The 18,684-nt window shown below is 44.2% G+C and carries 13 protein-coding genes; 5 read left to right on the top strand and 8 right to left on the bottom strand.

Annotated features, from left to right (window positions below; translation table 11 throughout):
- Positions 1–2 precede the first annotated feature (2 nt).
- The gene (locus AC59JT_RS03530; protein ID WP_497396189.1) at positions 3–1,811 is read left to right on the top strand and encodes a MutS-related protein; all 1,809 of its coding nucleotides are present in this window, start codon (positions 3–5) and stop codon (positions 1,809–1,811) included.
- A 109-nt stretch (positions 1,812–1,920) separates the two neighbouring features.
- Here AC59JT_RS03530 and AC59JT_RS03525 read toward each other — a convergent pair whose 3' ends face one another.
- The 4 genes from AC59JT_RS03525 to AC59JT_RS03510 all read right to left on the bottom strand — a co-directional run bounded on the left by AC59JT_RS03525 (position 1,921) and on the right by AC59JT_RS03510 (position 8,781).
- Positions 1,921–2,403 carry a GyrI-like domain-containing protein gene (locus tag AC59JT_RS03525; RefSeq protein ID WP_497396187.1) on the bottom strand — a complete coding sequence of 161 codons (483 nt, stop codon included), beginning with the start codon at positions 2,401–2,403 and terminating at the stop codon, positions 1,921–1,923.
- Between the two features lie 110 nt (positions 2,404–2,513).
- Positions 2,514–5,057, bottom strand: coding sequence for a TonB-dependent receptor domain-containing protein (locus AC59JT_RS03520; RefSeq protein WP_497396185.1), 2,544 nt, complete (start codon positions 5,055–5,057; stop codon positions 2,514–2,516).
- A gap of 236 nt (positions 5,058–5,293) precedes the next feature.
- Positions 5,294–8,077 carry a leucine--tRNA ligase gene (gene leuS, locus AC59JT_RS03515; RefSeq protein ID WP_497396183.1) on the bottom strand — a complete coding sequence of 928 codons (2,784 nt, stop codon included), beginning with the start codon at positions 8,075–8,077 and terminating at the stop codon, positions 5,294–5,296.
- A gap of 110 nt (positions 8,078–8,187) precedes the next feature.
- On the bottom strand, positions 8,188–8,781 hold the full coding sequence (locus tag AC59JT_RS03510) for a hypothetical protein (protein WP_497396181.1): 594 nt from the start codon (positions 8,779–8,781) through the stop codon (positions 8,188–8,190).
- A gap of 83 nt (positions 8,782–8,864) precedes the next feature.
- On the opposite strand from AC59JT_RS03510, the gene AC59JT_RS03505 reads away from it, so the two are divergent.
- The 4 genes from AC59JT_RS03505 (at position 8,865) to AC59JT_RS03490 (ending at position 13,249) form a co-directional block, all read left to right on the top strand.
- A complete protein-coding gene (locus AC59JT_RS03505; RefSeq protein ID WP_497396179.1) occupies positions 8,865–9,263 on the top strand; it encodes a VOC family protein in 399 nt (132 codons plus the stop codon).
- An 86-nt stretch (positions 9,264–9,349) separates the two neighbouring features.
- A complete protein-coding gene (guaA, locus tag AC59JT_RS03500) occupies positions 9,350–10,879 on the top strand; it encodes a glutamine-hydrolyzing GMP synthase (protein WP_497396177.1) in 1,530 nt (509 codons plus the stop codon).
- The gene (locus tag AC59JT_RS03495) at positions 10,836–12,086 is read left to right on the top strand and encodes an ABC transporter substrate-binding protein (RefSeq protein ID WP_497396175.1); all 1,251 of its coding nucleotides are present in this window, start codon (positions 10,836–10,838) and stop codon (positions 12,084–12,086) included. Before guaA ends, AC59JT_RS03495 begins: the two co-directional genes overlap by 44 nt.
- Complete coding sequence (locus AC59JT_RS03490; RefSeq protein WP_497396174.1) at positions 12,083–13,249, top strand: RsmB/NOP family class I SAM-dependent RNA methyltransferase; 1,167 nt, start codon at positions 12,083–12,085, stop codon at positions 13,247–13,249. Before AC59JT_RS03495 ends, AC59JT_RS03490 begins: the two co-directional genes overlap by 4 nt.
- On the opposite strand, the gene AC59JT_RS03485 is transcribed toward AC59JT_RS03490, so the two are convergent.
- The 4 genes from AC59JT_RS03485 to AC59JT_RS03470 all read right to left on the bottom strand — a co-directional run bounded on the left by AC59JT_RS03485 (position 13,242) and on the right by AC59JT_RS03470 (position 18,635).
- Entirely contained in the window at positions 13,242–14,777 is a 1,536-nt protein-coding gene (locus AC59JT_RS03485) for a T9SS type B sorting domain-containing protein (RefSeq protein WP_497396172.1), read from the bottom strand. The genes AC59JT_RS03490 and AC59JT_RS03485 overlap by 8 nt on opposite strands.
- Before the next feature lie 558 nt (positions 14,778–15,335).
- Positions 15,336–15,911 carry a MarC family protein gene (locus tag AC59JT_RS03480; RefSeq protein WP_497396170.1) on the bottom strand — a complete coding sequence of 192 codons (576 nt, stop codon included), beginning with the start codon at positions 15,909–15,911 and terminating at the stop codon, positions 15,336–15,338.
- A gap of 3 nt (positions 15,912–15,914) precedes the next feature.
- On the bottom strand, positions 15,915–17,084 hold the full coding sequence (locus tag AC59JT_RS03475; RefSeq protein ID WP_497396168.1) for an MFS transporter: 1,170 nt from the start codon (positions 17,082–17,084) through the stop codon (positions 15,915–15,917).
- 72 nt (positions 17,085–17,156) lie between these two features.
- A complete protein-coding gene (locus AC59JT_RS03470) occupies positions 17,157–18,635 on the bottom strand; it encodes an amino acid permease (protein WP_497396166.1) in 1,479 nt (492 codons plus the stop codon).
- Positions 18,636–18,684 lie beyond the last annotated feature (49 nt).

Raw genomic sequence — 18,684 nt, 5'->3', positions numbered from 1 at the left:
AGATGGAAAGCAACGTTATTAATACCTATAAACAAAACGCCGAAGCAGCCGCAACCGAAGCCGAGAAGTACAGAAAGCAGGCTAATGAATATTCCTTGATGCGCCTCGGCGTATTTTTTTTGATGGCCATTGTTGTTTACATGGGTGCCGTTAAGGATGATTTTAGTGTTATTGCTGTGGGGTTAATTATACTCTTATTTGCCTTCGCCTGGTTGGTATCCCGCCAGAGTAAATACGAGCAGCAAAAAAAGTACTATCAAAACCTGCAACGTGTTAACGAGAACGAGATAGCCAGCATTACCGTTAGAGGTAATTTGTATGATAACGGCTCGCGCTTTAATAATGAGAAACATTTTTATACTTCCGATCTGGATATATTCGGTACGGCATCGTTGTTTCAACTAATCAATCGTGCCGCCACATCATTAGGTAATAATAAACTGGCGGCGTGGTTAAGCGCTCCTGCTAAAAAGGACGTTATCCTATCCCGTCAGCAAGCCGTAACAGAAATTGCCGCTAAAAACCAATGGAAGCTGGAAGCCCAAACCCTGCTGTTGTTCGCTAATGGCAGCGATATTAACCAGCTACAGCGCCTGTTTACCTACCTGCAAACACCGCTTAACCTGCCCGGCGAAAATTGGTTGCGTGGCTATATTAAGGTTGCACCTTACCTGTTAACCGCGGCTATTGCAGGCAGTTTTTTCTCGCCATGGCTAAGGCTTATCGCCATTTTAGCAGCTGCCGCGAATTTGATCATCATTTCTACCAGGGGGAGTTATATTGTTAAATCATCTTTTATTGCCGATAAGATCAGCGAGGTACTTGCCGGGTATGCCGCCGTATTTAATAAGATAGAAAATGAAGATTGGCAAAGCGATTATACTGCCGCGCTTGCTAAACAGATAAAGGACAAGCAAACATCCAAAAACATAGCCCAACTGGCCCGGCTCATCAACAAACTGGGGTATAATCTGATCATGATAGTTGGCTTTGTACTCAATGTGTTTTTCCTTTGGGCGCTTAAGCAGATCATCGCTATTGAAGATTGGAAACGCGACAACCAGGAAAGCCTTGAAGGTGCTTTTGAGGTGATTGCCGATTTTGAAGCGGCCATGAGTTTGGCAGGTCTACGTGTAAACTACCCGGAGTGGGTTTTACCGCAAATTGCCGATGGTGAAAGCTATACCCTGGTGGCAAAAGGTTTGGCACATCCGTTGATCAACCCTGCTAACCGTGTAGAAAATGACTACGAGCTAAGCGATACTTTCAAGATAGATATCATCACAGGATCAAACATGGCGGGCAAGAGTACCTTTTTGCGTACAGCCGGCATTAATACTGTTTTGGCGCTTTGTGGCGCACCTGTTTGTGCCGGCGCGATGCAGGTGTCAGTTATGAATATAGTGAGCTATATGCGCATTAAAGACTCGCTGAACGAAAGCACTTCAACCTTTAAAGCCGAGCTTGACCGCCTGCAAATGCTACTGGCAGCGGTGGAGAACGAGTATAAAGTTTTCTTTTTGATTGATGAGATGTTACGAGGCACCAATTCGGTAGATAAATACCTGGGATCGAAAGCGGTTATTGAGCAGCTGATCAAAAAGCGTTGCGTAGGTATGGTTGCCACGCACGACTTACAGATTGCCCTGTTGGAGCAAAAATACCCCGACTATGTGCGCAACTTTTACTTCGACATACAGGTAGTTGACGGCGAAATGCTTTTCGACTATAAAATGAAACACGGCGAATGCAAAACTTTTAATGCCAGTTTACTGCTAAAGCGAATTGGGGTTGATGTGGAAGCGGAGTGATATACCGACATCCCTCTTGTCATTTCGAACGAGGTACGAGTGAGAAATCTTATATGCCGCGCTATTTGTCGCGCGTATAAGATTTCTCGCTATGCTCGAAATGACAAATTTATTGTTTCTTCCTAACGGGTATCCACAACTCTTCTTCCGAATCAGCCGAATCATTACTATACTTGTCGCCCATAACGGCAAAATGCGGGCGCTCATCTACCACATAGCCCGATCGCGGCAGCCAAACACCAAAAATATACTGATAGGTTTTTGGCCCTTCGCTGGCCGTGCCTTTATGTAAAAAAACCGCATATAAACCTTCGGGAGAGATAAGAGTTTCCATCCCATCAGGAATAACAGCTACATCACTTACCTCCACAGCCGCCCATTTATCAAACATCGTGTTAGCATTAAAACTATCGAAAAAGCCCGGTGGATATTGCTCAATAGAATAGAGCTCGATACCTATTACGTTTTGCATTTCTCTCCGCTTCGGCATAAAGCTGCGCCATAGCTCACCAGTTCTGTTTTGAGCGAACGACATGCTGATGCGTTTACCGATAAAGTGCTTTTGCGGTAAGATTTCGATACGTGGTTCCATAGATGCAAGATAAGAAAAGCCTCCTCCTTCGGGGGAGATTTAGAGGGGGTAAAAAAAGGCTCCCCGAAATTCGGGGAGCCTTCATGTATTTAATAAAAACAGAATAATAATTAGTTACCGCCGGGGCCACCTTGGCCACCGCCGCCGCCCATGCCGCCTTGATCGCCGCCTTGTTTTAAGTCGTCGTTGTTAACGCCTTTTTTCTTTTGCTGCGGGTTGCTAAAGCTCATTTTACCAAACGCGTAGCTAAACGTTACACCAAACGATTGGAATGGGAACTGCGTACGTGAACTTTGTTTAAAGTTTTGGCTTGATATTTCCTGGTTAAAGGCTTTGTTAACCGCAAACGGCTGTATGGTATTGAAACCTATTGATGCTTTTTTATCAGCAAACTGTTTTTTCAAACCAAAGCCATAAATACCAAACGCCGGGCTGGTACCTTGTATAGTACGACGGGCCGAGTTTGAGAAACCAAATGCCTCAACCACAAAATCTTTTGGCAGGTTGTATGACGCGCTGCCAAACATGGTGCTCATTACACGGGTTTTCAACGCATCCGGGTTTATATAGCTGGTATAAGCCTGGTAAACGGTTGGGTTGTAAGTAAACACGTTTATGCTGGCGCGGATAGTTAATGGTTTAACCGGGTTTATTGAACCAAAGAAACTTGAACCGAACGAATTATTTTCGGCAACGTTTTTAGATACCGAGCGTGTGCCTTGTATCACGTTACCGTTAATAGTTTCGGTAATGCTCTCAGCAATGCTCTCTATCATGTTGTCGGTTTTTTTGTAGAAAACCGATACGTTGATAACTGATGATTTGATAAAGGTATTGAAGTTCAAATCAATTGTCTGTGAAGTCTCAGGCGACAGGTTTGGATTACCTACCGACTGGCTTTGAGCCTGGCTACGGTTAATAAACGGATTTAATAACTGCAGACTTGGGCGCTGTATACGTTTGCTGTAAGCTAGTTTTAACGTATTAGCACCAAATACTTTTTGTACAGTTAAGCTTGGTATATAAGTATTGTAGCTTGCTGTAAACGGCACCAATACCTGGAAGTTGCCCGAGCTTGGATTTTGATACGGGTTCTGCGGATCGCCTTTGATACGGGTATTCTCGTACCGGCCACCTACTAACAACGAGTAGCTTTTTGGTAAGGTAAAGGTTAATACCGTATAACCTGCGTATACGTTTTGGTTATAACCGTAAAGGTTTGAGTTAAGCGCATCGCGAACGGCATTGTTACCTTGCGGGTCGGTATTAAAAATGTCGTACGAGCTGTTAATACGGCGTTGGATAGTTTTACCACCGGCTTCCAGTTTTAACAATGCGCTTACAGGTAAGGCATAGTCTAACTGTGCGGTGTACTCGTTGTTTTTACCGTCGTTACCACCTTTTTGGCTAGGGTTAACCGCGCTGTATAAGTTGGTATAATCGGTATTGATGATACTATGACTCCACTGACCCGAAACAATAACCTCGTGGCCTTCTTTTTTAAACTTGTGGGTGTAATCTAAATTCCAGTCGAAACCTTGAAATTTATTGTGCGAAACATTGTTGTTAGTATAAGCACTGGTTACATTAGTTGCCGTATTGGTACGAAAACTCTCGCCCGAGCCATCAATATTAAAACCACCATCATTTAACCTGATGGTACTGTTTAAGCTGTTGAAAGCATTAAACTCATAACCTGCAGTTACCGAGCCTAACACACCATGCCTTGCAATACGACTACGCGAGCTGCTGTAGTTATGTGCGCCCGGTAAAGTTTGATCAAATATAGTAGTTGAAGTTTGTGGCCAGGTTGAGTTACCGCCAACGTTTGCCGATAAGCTAAACCTGTTTTGGTTATAATTAAAGTTTAAGTTACCGTTGTTTTGACGGGTACCTACACCACCACTTACCGAACCGCTAACACCCGAAGCGTTTTTTGACTTGGTAACGATGTTTAATATACCGCCCGAGCCTTCAGCATCATACTTAGCCGATGGCGAAGTAATAACTTCTACCGATTTGATCTGGTCGGCTGGGATGGTTTTCAACACATCTGCTAAACTGGCTGATGTAGCACCTGATGGCTTACCGTTGATCAATACACGAACATTCTGATCGCCACGTACAGCTACGTTACCATTCATATCAACAGATACCAATGGCACTTTCTGCAACACGTCGGTGGCGTTACCGCCAGCTGAGGTTACGTCTTTCTCGGCATTGTAAACGATCTTGTCGATCTTGTTTTCTATCAACGAGCGGGTGCCCTGTACAGCTACTTCCTGTAGCGCTTTAGCGCCCGGAGATACCACTACAGTACCCACGTTTTTATCAGGTTTTGATAGCGTGGTTTCAACCCCGTTTACCACCTTGTTAGGGTAGCCTATAAACGTCACTTCCAGGCGATAGCTGCCCGGCTTTACGTTATCGATCTTGAAATTTCCCTTTTCATCGGTAACAACACCGTTGATGGGAGCTTTACCTGTTGCACGGTATAAGCCTACGGTAGCATAGTCAAGCGGCTTTTGGGTCAGTGAGTCGATCACCGTACCCGAGATACGACCAACCACGGTTGATCCTCCGCCTACGCCAAACTGTGCTTTCGCGCTGATTGCCGAACAAAATATTGCAATAAGTATAACAATTCTTTTCATTAATAGTAATTTTCGTAATTGGAGGCGAAAATACCTTAATTGTTACAGCGAAACCGGAATATTTTTAAGTTAGAATGGTTCTGAACAAGCTTGTGACAGTGGGATGAGATTGGGATGACGGAACAGCCTAAAATATTTGTCATCCTGAGCATAGCGAAGTATCTTGTACAATATGCATTTCGCTCGTATAAAATCCTTAGCTACGCTCAGGATGACAATAAAGGAGAGAGTGGTAATTACACTACCATATTCACTATGCGCCCTTTAACTACAATAACCTTTTTAGGGGCTTTGCCGTCAAGGTAGCGCTGCACATCTGCGTTAGCTAAAACAAACTCTTCAATTTGTTTGGGTTCGAGGCTAAGCGATATGTTTAAGTTCATTTTGGTTTTGCCGTTGATAGATATCGGGTAGGCAAACTCGTCCTCTACCAAATAGCTTGCATTGAATTTTGGATATGGTGCGTAAGATAAAGTGCCTGCATCATTCCCTAATAAACTCCACAACTCCTCGCAAATGTGCGGGGCGTATGATGATAGCACCACTACCAAATCCTGCAATACCGCGCGGCTGTTGCATTTCAGATCGGTTAATTCGTTAACGGCTATCATGAAACTTGATACAGAAGTATTGAACGAGAAACGCTCTATGTCTTCTTCAACCTTACGGATGATCTTATGTAATGATTTCAGTTCGGCTTTGGTAGGCTCAGCATCTGATACGTTGAAATCCCAGGCATCATTATTATGAAACAACTTCCAGAATTTACGCAGAAATTTGAATACACCCTCGATACCGTTAGTATTCCAAGGTTTGCTCTGCTCCAATGGACCTAAGAACATTTCGTACATGCGTAAGGTATCCGCCCCGTAGCGTTGGCAAAGGTCATCAGGATTAACAACGTTATAATAACGCTTCGACATTTTCTCAACTTCCACACCGCAAACGTACTTTCCGTTCTCTAAAATAAATTCAGCATCAGCAAATTCAGGTCTCCATGCCTTAAATTTATCCAAACTCAATACCTCATTCTCTACAATATTTACATCAACATGTAAAGGCGATGTATTATACTGTTTAATCAAACCATGCGAAACAAAACTATTAGTACCTCTACCCTCTTCATCTATCAAACGATAAACAAAGTTCGATCGGCCCTGTATCATACCCTGGTTAATCAGTTTTTTAAACGGCTCTTCTTCAACTACCAAATCAAGGTCCTTTAAAAACTTGTTCCAGAAACGGCTGTATAACAGGTGACCGGTAGCGTGTTCGCTACCTCCGATGTACAGGTCAACGTCTTTCCAATACTCAATAGCTTCTTTTGATGCAAACTCCTTATCGTTTTGCGCGTCCATATAGCGGTACCAGTACCAGCTGCTCCCCGCCCAACCCGGCATGGTGCTTAATTCATACTCGCCTTCGGGGTGTTTCCAGCCTTCGGCACGGCCCAGCGGTGGTTCGCCGGTTTCGGTTGGTAAATATTTATCAATTTCTGGCAATAGCAATGGCAATTCTTGCTCAGTTATTAAATGCGGCAGACTGTCTTTAAAATAAACAGGCACCGGCTCGCCCCAATAACGCTGGCGGCCAAATATGGCATCGCGCATGCGGAAGTTCACTTTGGCTCTGCCCAAGCTTAATTCTTCCAGTTTGGCAACTACCGCGGCGGTAGCTTCTTTATAACCCAGGCCATCAATAAAGCTTGAGTTTACATATTTACCTTCCTTTGTCGGGTCGGCTTCGGTTTCCATTTGCTGGGCGTCCAGTATCTGAATGATCGGCAGGTTAAAGTGTTTAGCGAATAAATAATCACGCTGGTCACCGCTTGGTACGGCCATTACCGCGCCGGTACCGTAGCCTGCTAATACATAATCCGCGATCCAGATAGGTACGCGTTCGTTATTTAGCGGATTAACAACATAACTACCCGTAAACGCACCCGATACCGTTTTGGCATCAGCCATCCTGTCCAGTTCTGATTTCTTTTTGGTTTGGGCGATGTAAGCTTCTATTTCGGCTTTTTGCTCTGGCGTGGTTAATTCTGCAACCAATTCATGTTCTGGAGCTATAACTAAAAACGTTACACCAAAAATGGTATCAACACGTGTAGTGAATACTTCGATATGATCCTGACGATTCTCGATAGGGAATTTTACAGACGCGCCGGTACTCTTCCCTATCCAGTTGCGCTGCATTTCTTTCAATGGTTCAGGCCAGTCAATGTTATCTAAACCTTGCAATAAGCGCTCGGCATAGGCGGTAATGCGCATGCTCCATTGCATCATTTTCTTTTGCTCAACAGGATAGCCGCCGCGCTCGCTAAAGCCGTCTTTTACCTCGTCGTTAGCTAATACGGTACCTAAAGCGGCGCACCAGTTTACGGTGCTTTCGCGCAAGTAGGTTAAGCGGTATTTCAGTAATTCGTTCTGCTGGTCGGCAGCGCTCATGGCTTTCCATTCCGCAGCGCTAAAAGTTAAAGTATCTTCATCAGCAACCGCCTTAACATCAGCCGAACCTTTTTGCTCAAAATGAGCTACCAGTTTGGCAATGCTTTCGGCTTTGTCGGCATCCTTATTATACCAGCTGTTAAATAGCTGCATAAATATCCACTGCGTCCACTTGTAATAATCGGGCGATGAAGTGCGCACTTCGCGGCTCCAGTCAAACGAAAAACCTATCTGATCCAACTGGCGTCGATAAGTAGCAATGTTTGCTTCGGTAGTTACCGCGGGATGCTGACCGGTTTGTATGGCGTACTGCTCGGCCGGTAAGCCAAAGCTATCATAACCCATTGGGTGCAGCACGTTAAAACCTTTCAGGCGCTTGTATCTCGAAAAAATATCAGAAGCAATATAACCCAGCGGGTGGCCAACATGCAAGCCCGCGCCTGATGGGTACGGAAACATGTCAAGCACATAATACTTAGGTTTGGCGCTTTTGTCTTCGGCTTTAAACGTTTGGTTATCGGCCCAAAACTGCTGCCACTTTTGCTCTATATCTTTAAATTGATAGTCCATTGTATACTATTTGGGTATTGAACCGCGAAATTAAGAAAATCTCTATTAGTATGGTAGTTAATTGTGGGACAGACTTACGAAGTTTGCGAAACTTCGTAAGTCTAATAGCGTTATTGATCGCTTAAAATATCAAGGCAGTTTTTGCTCGCGGCTTTTAGGCGCTCGTTCAGGCTATCCAGCCCTGCCTTGTCCTTCAAGTTACTATAAAGCGTTTTGATCAGATCCAGGGTCTCATCACTTGCGTCGCAGGCCTGGGCTTTTTCAAGGTGAGGTAAGGCTTTGCGCACAGCTTCGCTATATTGTGTGCTCAGCGTTTCTTTTTCTTTAGCATCGCTGCTTGCATTTCGTTTTACATATAGCTCATCAGCGACCGCTGCATATAAATAGCCCAAGGCACGGTGCGCTACGTAAAAATCCGGCTCGGCTTTGCTCACCATTTCGTAATACTTTATCGCTTTGTCGGCTTGCTCGGCATCTTCATAAACCTTCGCCAGGCCGTTATAATAGCTAACGCGACTTTTAGCCGGCAGCAAAACAGCATTAGGCAATATTTTCTCGCCTATTTCAAGCGCCTTGGCTTGTTGGTTCTCAAAACGGGCGAAGTTAAAATCAAGGTACTGCTCATAAACCGCGCCGGCATTTTGGGCATGGGCAGTTGCGCTTACAATCAACACAAAAAATAAAAAGACGGCTCGCTTTATCATGTTTCAAATATAACCTAAACGCAATAGGTGTTTTAATTATTTTATTTAGCTTTAGATTAGCTATTAACCAAACACCAATTGCCATGACCTTTAAAAATGCTATTAGCTGGTTTGAAATACCTGCCCTTGACATTGACCGTGCTCAAAAATTTTACGAAGCCGTTTTTGAGATGCAAATGATACCGATGGACATGCCCGATATGCAAATGCGCATGTTCCCGATTGAAGACCCAATGAACGGTATTGGCGGCACGTTATGTAAAACTGATGGATTTCATAAACCTTCTGCCGATGCGGGCACGTTGGTTTACTTAAACGCCAACCCGGATATTGAAGTAGTAGCGGCCCGCATTGAACCTGCCGGCGGAAAGATCATTGTTGAACCGATGGATATAGGAAATGATTACGGTTTTATGTGTGTGTTTATTGACACCGAAGGTAACCGGGTAGCTTTACATGCGGTGCCTAAGCATATGTTGTAATATATTAAAGACTTGCAAAGGACCTGTTCTTTGCAAGTCTTTTAAATTCCCCTTCCCAAATTCCGCGTAAAAAACTATCTTTGCCCATGCAAGAAAAAATCCTCATTCTTGACTTCGGCTCGCAGTTTACACAGCTTATAGCGCGCCGGGTTAGGGAACTCAACATTTACTGCGAGATCCACCCATTCAATAAAATTCCTGAAATTGATGACAGCGTTAAAGGCGTAATATTTTCGGGCAGCCCGTATTCGGTTCGCCAGGATGATGCTTTGCACGTTGATTTTAAGCAGTTTCATGGCAAATTACCTTTGTTGGGCGTTTGTTACGGCGCACAATACCTGGCCCACTTTAATGGTGGCGAAGTATTGCCGTCAAGCACCCGCGAGTATGGTCGTGCTAATTTGCAGTATGTTGATGCAGCTAGTCCGTTGTTTAAATCTATCCCCGCAAACTCTCAGGTATGGATGTCGCACGGCGATACCATAGCCCGCATTGCTGATGATTATGAGGTTATTGCCAGTACCGATAGCGTAAAGGTTGCCGCTTACCATGTAAAAGGCACACAAACTTACGGCATACAATTCCACCCCGAGGTTACGCATAGTTTGGACGGCCGCCAGTTGTTGCAAAACTTTTTGGTTGACATTTGCGGTTGCACGCAGGATTGGACAGCCGATTCATTCGTTGAAACTACCGTTGCCGCGCTTAAAGAAAAATTGGGTAATGATAAAGTAGTGTTAGGCCTTTCGGGCGGTGTTGATTCATCTGTTGCTGCCGTGTTATTGCACCACGCCATTGGCGAAAACCTGCATTGTATATTTGTTGATAACGGCCTGTTGCGTAAAGGCGAATACGAGCAAGTGCTTGATTCGTACAAACACATGGGCCTGAATATAAAAGGCATCGACGCCAAGCAACGTTTTTACGACGCGCTGGCGGGCCTTACCGATCCTGAGAAAAAACGTAAAGCCATTGGCCGCGTGTTTATCGAGGTATTTGATGATGCTTCGCACGAAGTGGAAGATGCTAAGTGGTTAGGCCAGGGTACTATTTACCCTGATGTTATCGAGTCGTTATCGGTTAAAGGACCATCGGCCACTATTAAATCCCACCATAACGTAGGGGGCTTGCCCGATTTTATGAAGCTGAAGGTAGTTGAGCCTTTAAATACCTTGTTTAAAGACGAAGTACGCCGTGTGGGTACGTCACTGGGTATTGATCCGAATATTTTAGGTCGTCACCCTTTCCCGGGCCCGGGACTGGCTATCAGGATACTGGGCGAAATTACGCCTGAAAAAGTTGCTATTTTACAGGAAGCCGATGCTATTTACATCAACAATTTACGTAGTGCAGGTGTTTATGATAAAGTTTGGCAGGCGGGCGCTATTTATTTGCCGGTACAATCGGTAGGTGTTATGGGCGATGAGCGTACTTACGAAAACGTAGTTTGCTTACGTGCCGTTGAATCGGTTGACGGTATGACCGCCGATTGGTGCCATTTGCCTTATGACTTGCTTGCTAAAATATCAAACGAGATCATCAACAACGTTAAAGGAATTAACCGGGTAGTATATGATATCAGTTCAAAACCGCCTGCCACAATTGAGTGGGAATAAGCGGTTATTATTTTTAGGTATGATACTTTTGGCGGGCGCCTGCTCGCCAAAAGTACAGCCTCCGGCAAAACCGGTAAAAACTGATACAGAAAAACCTCCTGTAACCGAAACCAAGCCGCCTGTGAAACCGGCACCTGTGGTAGCTTCAATATCTATGTTGCTACCTTTTAACCTTGACCAATTAAATCCCGGTTCAAGCTACACCAGTACCACTTTAAAACAAGCTGATATAGCGCTTGATTATTATCGTGGCTTTAAGCTGGCGTTGGACTCGCTTACCGCGCAGGGCTATAATTACGAATTGAATGTGTTTGATACCAAAGGTTCGGCCGCACAATCGCATAGTCTTGCCAATAACCCCAAAGTACGCGCAAGCGACCTGATCGTAGGCCCCATCTTCCCCGACGACCTGAAGGCTTTTGCGAGTGTTTTACCAAGCGCGCGCAAACCTATTGTTTCGCCCCTGTCTCCTGCCGCTCCCGCAACTATTAACAACCAGAATGTTATTACGGCTATTCCGCCATTAGAGTATCATGCCTGGGCCGCCGCCGCTTACGTTAAAGATAAGTTGAAACCTAAAAAAGTATTCATCCTAAAATCGGGTTATAGCGAAGAGAACGAGTATATCAACTTCTTTAAAAAAGCTATCGACAGCCTGGGTAAAAAACAGGTTCAGGTTATTCCGCTTACAGTTAGCCGTGGTAATTTAACGCCTTTGGCTAAGCAACTAACTAAAATCAGTCAAAACGTGTTTGTGGTGCCATCAACCAACCAGGCATTTTTAATGGTGACACTAAAATCGCTGGATACGCTGGCCAACAAATACCCTGTAACCTTATTTGGGCATCCTAACTGGGATAAGTTCAGCTTTTTAAAGCCTGATCTGCTGCAACACTTAAACGCCCATATTACCAGTGCCGATAAGGTAAACTATAAAGCCGCGGGCACTGTCAGTTTCCTGCGCGATTACCGCAAACTTTACCGCGTAGAAGCATCAGATTATGCCATTAAAGGTTTCGATGAAGGCTTATATTTTGGCAAACTTTTGGGTGCTGATAAAGATGGTTATAAGGCTGATATTGAGAAAAAAGATTTCAGCGGTTTACATAACCATTTTAATTTTATAAAAAAACCGGGGCTGGGCTGGATAAATACCCACGTAAATGTTTTAAAGTATGCTAATTTTGAACTTAAACAGGCAGAATGAAAGCGGTAAACCAGCTTAAAACATTTCAACGTATATTGGAGGAGTACCCGGCCGAAACCCCGCTGGGTAAATTCCTGCCCGGCTTCTATCGCCAAAATAAGCAAATGGGCTCTACCGACAGGCGGGTCGCCAGCAGGTTGGTGTACAACTATTTCAGGCTGGGTAATGCTATTGCTAACGCGACGGCAGAAGACCGCCTGATGGTGGCCGAGTTTTTATGCAACACGCAAACCAACTCCTTCATCCAGCATTTTAAACCCGATTGGGCAGCCTGCATCAGCTTTTCTGTTGATGAGAAGATTGAGCTTATCAAAAAGACACATCCTGATTTTAAGTTGGAAGATGTATTTCCATGGGTTAGCGAAACATCAATAGCTATAGATAAAAAGGCTTTCCTTAAATCTTTCTTCGTACAGCCTGATCTGTTTATCCGCGTTCATAACGGCTATGATCATTTAGTGAAAGCCGAATTGAATAAAGCCGGTGTTATTTTTAGGGATGAAGGCAATAATTGTTTTGCCTTGCCCAACGGCACCCGGTTAGAAACCATCTTCCCTATTCAAAACTGGTTTGAGGTGCAGGATTATTCATCACAACAAACAGCCAACTATTTCAAACCCGAAAAATGGGATGCCTGGTGGGATGCGTGTGCGGCAAGTGGCGGTAAGTCGCTGTTACTGCATGACCTGGAGCCAAACATCCGCCTGGTGGTTTCAGATATCCGCGAATCTATATTAGCCAACCTGGACGAACGTTTCCGTGCAGCGGGATTATTAAAATACCAGAAAAAGCAACTAGACCTGCTGCAGAACGTAGATCAGGAACTGCACAGTTACGAGTTTGACGGCATTATACTGGATGCGCCCTGCAGCGGCTCGGGCACCTGGGGCCGTACGCCTGAGATGATAGCCCAATTCGCATCGCAAAAGATCGATTTTTTTCAGCGCCTGCAAAAAAGCATAGCTACCAACGTAATCAAATACCTAAAGCCCGGCAAGCCGTTGATATACATCACCTGTTCGGCATTTAAGGCCGAAAATGAGGATGTGGTAAACTATTTGGTGAATGAGTGCGGCCTGCAGTTGAATGAAACCAAAGTGCTTACAGGTTATGAGAATAAGGCAGATACGATGTTTGTAGCGAGGCTTTCCCGTGCTACCTGATCAGGGTAACACTACCGCTTTTGCTTGCCGGTTTCCCTATGTTATTAAGATAGGTAGCTAGCCAGTAATATACCCCAATACCGGCCGGCTTGCCCATGTACTCTCCGTTCCAACCAATACGTGGATCTTCTGAATAAAAAACGGGCGTGCCATACCTGTTAAATATCTTCCATTTAAATTTGGCGGCCGTCGCGTCCTGGTTGGGTAAAAAAACATCATTCACGCCATCATTATTAGGTGTAAAAGCGTTAGGGAAATACAAGTTTTCGCAGGGTAAAGTTTTTAGCGTTACCGGGTATACATCTAATATACATCCATCCGGCTTATATACGGTAAAGTTGTAAGTGCCTTCAAACAGTTTAAACGCATGAGCTATAGGATATGATGTGCCATCCAACTTTACCGTGTAAGCAGCGGCATTGCCGTCTTCCACGGTAAGTTTCACGCTGCCCGGTATGTCGCATATCGCATCAACTACATTATGCGTAACCTGCGGTGCAAGGGCCTTGTAATCGGGCACTGCTACGTTCACTTCCTTCTCATCGTCGGGCGAGGTTATGATAATTTTATAGGTTCCTTTTCCCAAGCCATTAAAAACACCGGTTTGGTTTGTGATAGTACCCATTTTATACGTGTACACTGCGCTATGAGGCTTTGTTTTTATGGTTACCTTTCCCTTAAATATCATATCGCACTCCGGTTGCACGTCGGGTGCTTCAGGCTGGATTTCACATTTCGTCAAAAATACTTCCAGCACGTCAATCTCACATCCCGCTTTATTTAAAACAAAGAACTGATGTTTACCCGCTTTTAGATTAAAGTAGGTGTAGTTTATACGATATATCGCATTATTATATCTAATGCTGTATAATTCGGGATCGGCTTCCGTACTTAACGCAATCGTTCCAGGTGCAGCACACAAATCATCAACCTTTGTAACTTTTATTACAGGTTTCTCTATCGTAAATTCTGGCACGGTTATCTCAGTTTCTTTCTCCTCTAAGTCAGATCTCACTTTGATGTGGAAAGTCCCCGGCTCAAGCCCCGTAAATACGCCGGTGTTATTGATGATACCACCATTAAGTTGGAAGGTGTAGTCGGCAAGCATGTTTTCGCAAATCACTTCAACAGTTCCTTTCCCGTTATGCGGGCAGTCGGCGTATTCGCGTACGTTATTGATTTGTATCTTAGCTACCGAACCGTCCTCCACAATACTGGCCGCGTCATGAACACCCAGATCGGTAGTAATCGGAGAGCCTATCACTTTACTATTTTCCAGGTCAACCTCATAAATATTCTTACCGGCAAAAGCGTAGATCTTATTTTGCGTACTACTATAAGGCACCGATGCCAAGCCATAAGCGCCGGCCGCTTCAGGTATGTCAAGCAGGGTACTTTGCGCCGGATTATTCATATTTACCTTAACAATACCTGAGGTCGAGGACAAATAAAGTTCATCTTTATAAAATATCAGATCGCCGGCCGATGAGTAACCCATATTGCCTACTGTGACCAGGTTACGGGTCACGGGATCTAGTTTATAAAGTAATGCATTTCCGCCGGCGAGATATAAAATGCCGTTTTTATCAACAGTGAGCGCATTTATATTTATATTATACATGCCTAAATTCTCACAGTTTGTCAACTTATTCCCGGATATGGTGGCTTTTGTAAGGCCGGCGCTGAAAGAGTAAATGTCGTTTTTGTATACCGCGATGCTACTTAAACGGGCTGCGCATTCGTTTTCAATGGTCTGTTTCGTGTAACTTGAACCTTTGAGCGTAATTTTACTTAAAATCCCATTGCCCTCTACCACATACATGTTTTGTGCTAAAACATCCGAACTAAAAAACACTGCTAAAATAACAGCCAGGTATTTGCTAATTGGTGAAAAGCGTAATAATATCGCTAAATTATAAAATTGGTGCACCGCGTAAAAGGTTTAAGCAGATTACTTTAAATTTAGTAATTTTTTACGCAAACTATTAATGGAGAGCGAAATTCTTATGGTGCGCGAGGGTGCTTGGTGCTTCAATTAAAAATGGAACGCCTGGCTTATATCCTGGTTCTTGCCTCGTTATGCTATTTACAAGTGCGTGTTACTCCTAAACAACTTTATCGCGATAGCTAATAAAATAACACCAAAGGCTTTACGCAATATATTGATGCCGTTTTTGCCAAATAGTTTCTCCAGCCATTGTACGTTTTTAAGTACCAGGTAAACAAAAAGGGTGTTAAGCACAATGCCTACCAATATGTTTTGGGTTTGATATTCGGATTTCAGGGATAGTAAAGTTGTCATCGTGCCTGCGCCTGCTATTAAAGGGAAGGCCAACGGGACTATTGAGACAGTGCTGGGCACCTCATCCTCAGCCTTAAAAAGGTTAATGCCGAGGATCATCTCCATGGCTATGAAGAAGATCACCAGCGAACCTGCAATTGCAAACGACTCGATATCCAGGCCAATAATATCTAACAGGTTATTACCCACAAATAAGAAAACCACCATCAGGATCAACACCGCTATACTTGCTTTCTCCGATTCGATATGCCCTGCACGCTGACGCAATTGTATGATGATAGGTATACTGCCCAATATGTCAATGATCGCGAAGAGGATCATGGTTACCGAAAGGATCTCTTTGAAAATAAAAGGTTGCATACGCTATTCTCTTGCTTTTAATATAAAGCTAAACAAAAGTGCGATTAAAATATATAAAGCCGATAACCAAAATACCGAGTGCACCGAAATAGCGGTAACCAGTCCTGCTGTTATAGGTCCCAAAGTTTGACCTATGGACATATACGCCTGGTTGATCCCCATTACTTCGCCCTGCCGGGACGGTTTGTTATGGTCAGCTATAATAGCGTTGAGCATGGGGTTGCGCAGGCCATTAAACAGGCCATAAATAAAAATACACACCGCAAACATAATCAAGCTGGTTGCAAAACCGGTGATCGCCATAGCAGCTGCACAAATTACTGTACTTAAGATTAGTATTAGCGAACGTGGGGAAATTGCTTTAGTGATCAACGGCACCAGCAACTGCATAATGATACCGGTTACCCCGAAGCCTGCGTAGAATAGTCCGATTTTGGTAGCATCCAGCTTTAGGGTATCAACACTATACGTTTGAAAACCTATGATCATGGTAAACTGCGCCATGGTGAGGAAGAAACTGGTGATCACAGCTATCCCTATAACGGGCATCTTCAACACTGTTGCCAATGATTTAAAGGTGAATTTAGACTTGCTGTTGCTACTATCACGTTTGGCTTCGATGTTGGTCTCGTCCAACAAAAAGAATGCGCATAGCGCCCCTACCAACGCTATACCGGCCGCAAAGTAAAAGGGGACTTGCATACCGTATTGACTTAATAAGCCGCCTAATGCCGGACCAATCACAAACCCAAAACCAAATGCCGAGCCCAGGATGCCGAACTTCTTAGCGCGGTCTGCCGGTGTTGAAGTGTCTGATATCATGGCTTGGGCTACAGATATGTTGCCGCCTGTTATACCATCCAATATCCGCGCCGCGAAAAGCATAAACAAGCCACCTGCCCAGGCAAACATGAGGAACGAGATACAAGTGCCTACCAGACTAAAGGCCAGTAAGGGTTTGCGGCCGAACCTGTCGGACAAAGAACCCAGAACGGGCGTTGAAAAAAACTGAGCTATGGAAAAAGCCGCGGTAAGCCAGCCAATGGTTTGCGGTGTGGCTCCGAACTTTTTACCGAACTCGTAAAGCAATGGCACGATGATACCAAAACCAATAGAATTGATAACACATATTAATACCAGTATCCATAACTGTTTGCCGCTACTCTTTGCCATACCACCATAAAAGCTATAAAAACAAAAAAGGTTCTGACAATCAGAACCTTTTTTGTTTAAAATGATATTTTACTAAGCCATTGGCGGCTCAGGATCTTTTGGTACAACCAAGCCTCCGTTACGTATAACAGAGTGGTGCTTGCTGTAGGCAAAGTATATGGCTAAACCAAGGCCCATCCATACAGCTAAACGTATCCAGGTATCTAACGGTAAAGCGACCATCATTGATAAACAGATCAAAATACCTGCAATTGGCACGAAAGGTACCCAAGGTGCTTTGAACGGACGTGGAGTGTTAGGGTCGCTTTTACGCATTACCATTACACCTATACATACCAGTACGAAAGCGAACAAAGTACCAATTGACACCATCTCGCCTACTACCTTAACCGGCACAAATGCTGCAAACAAGCTCACGAACACTGCGAAGAACAAGTTTGATTTATATGGCGTATGGAATTTTGGGTGAACTTTAGAAAATACTTTAGGTAACAAACCGTCTTTTGACATGGTAAAGAATATACGCGACTGGCCCATTAACATCACCAAAATAACTGATGTGTAACCGGCAAGGATAGCCACGATGATACCTTCCTGTAACCAGGCATAAGGCGTTTTAGCTATCGCGATAGCAACCGGTGCCGCGCTGTCTCTAAATTCGGTATAGTTAGCTATACCGGTCATTACGTGCGAGAACAGCACGTATAACAGTGTACAAACCAGTAACGAACCGATGATACCTATTGGCATGCCGCGTTTTGGGTCTTTCGCTTCTTGTGCAGCGGTTGATACGGCATCAAAACCAATAAAGGCAAAGAACACCACGCCAGCGCCACGTAACACACCCGACCAGCCAAATTCACCAAAAACACCTGTATTTTCAGGGATGTATGGGGTGTGGTTTTTAGAGTCGATAAACTGCCAGCCTACTATAATAAATACTAATACTACAGCAACCTTCAATATAACCAAGGTGTTGTTTACCACTGCAGATTCTTTTGAACCTCTGATCAGCAATAATGAAAGACAAACAATGATAAATACGGCAGGTAGGTTCATAATACCGTGTACTACAGTACCATCAACCAAAGTGGCACTTTCCCATGGCGACATGGTGAGCTGGGGCGGTATCGTTATATCAAAATAATGGAGAAACTTAATGAGGTACTGCGACCAACTGATCGAAACCGTAGCGGCACCTAAGGCGTATTCTAACACCAAATCCCAGCCGATTATCCATGCTACAAATTCGCCCATGGTGGCGTATGAATAAGTATATGCCGAACCTGCAATAGGTATCATACTGGCAAACTCGGCGTAGCAAAGGCCTGCAAACGCACAACCTATAGCGCCAATAATAAACGAAATAGTAACAGCCGGACCCGCGTTATTAGCTGCGGCTAAACCGGTTAACGAAAACAAACCGGCACCAATAATTGCGCCGATACCCATCGTAACCAGGTTAAAACTGCCCAGGGTGCGCTTTAATGTCCCTTCACCGCTTTCGGCGGCTTCTTTCAATAAAGCGTCTAGAGGTTTTTTGAATCTCATAAAAATTGTTAGTTAATAAATTTCAGTTAATGTATCCCAAACATAGGTA

Source organism: Mucilaginibacter sp. A3364 (genome assembly GCF_059690715.1).
This window is presented reverse-complemented; position numbering and strand designations above follow the sequence as displayed.

What these genes read in the sequence shown, in the direction of transcription:
- AC59JT_RS03530 (WP_497396189.1), top strand. Translation starts at nt 3, where the DNA reads ATGGAAAGCAACGTTATTAATACCTATAAACAAAACGCCGAAGCAGCC.
- AC59JT_RS03525 (WP_497396187.1), bottom strand. Translation starts at nt 2,403, where the DNA reads ATGGAACCACGTATCGAAATCTTACCGCAAAAGCACTTTATCGGTAAA.
- AC59JT_RS03520 (WP_497396185.1), bottom strand. Translation starts at nt 5,057, where the DNA reads ATGAAAAGAATTGTTATACTTATTGCAATATTTTGTTCGGCAATCAGC.
- leuS (WP_497396183.1), bottom strand. Translation starts at nt 8,077, where the DNA reads ATGGACTATCAATTTAAAGATATAGAGCAAAAGTGGCAGCAGTTTTGG.
- AC59JT_RS03510 (WP_497396181.1), bottom strand. Translation starts at nt 8,781, where the DNA reads ATGATAAAGCGAGCCGTCTTTTTATTTTTTGTGTTGATTGTAAGCGCA.
- AC59JT_RS03505 (WP_497396179.1), top strand. Translation starts at nt 8,865, where the DNA reads ATGACCTTTAAAAATGCTATTAGCTGGTTTGAAATACCTGCCCTTGAC.
- guaA (WP_497396177.1), top strand. Translation starts at nt 9,350, where the DNA reads ATGCAAGAAAAAATCCTCATTCTTGACTTCGGCTCGCAGTTTACACAG.
- AC59JT_RS03495 (WP_497396175.1), top strand. Translation starts at nt 10,836, where the DNA reads ATGATATCAGTTCAAAACCGCCTGCCACAATTGAGTGGGAATAAGCGG.
- AC59JT_RS03490 (WP_497396174.1), top strand. Translation starts at nt 12,083, where the DNA reads ATGAAAGCGGTAAACCAGCTTAAAACATTTCAACGTATATTGGAGGAG.
- AC59JT_RS03480 (WP_497396170.1), bottom strand. Translation starts at nt 15,911, where the DNA reads ATGCAACCTTTTATTTTCAAAGAGATCCTTTCGGTAACCATGATCCTC.
- AC59JT_RS03475 (WP_497396168.1), bottom strand. Translation starts at nt 17,084, where the DNA reads ATGGCAAAGAGTAGCGGCAAACAGTTATGGATACTGGTATTAATATGT.
- AC59JT_RS03470 (WP_497396166.1), bottom strand. Translation starts at nt 18,635, where the DNA reads ATGAGATTCAAAAAACCTCTAGACGCTTTATTGAAAGAAGCCGCCGAA.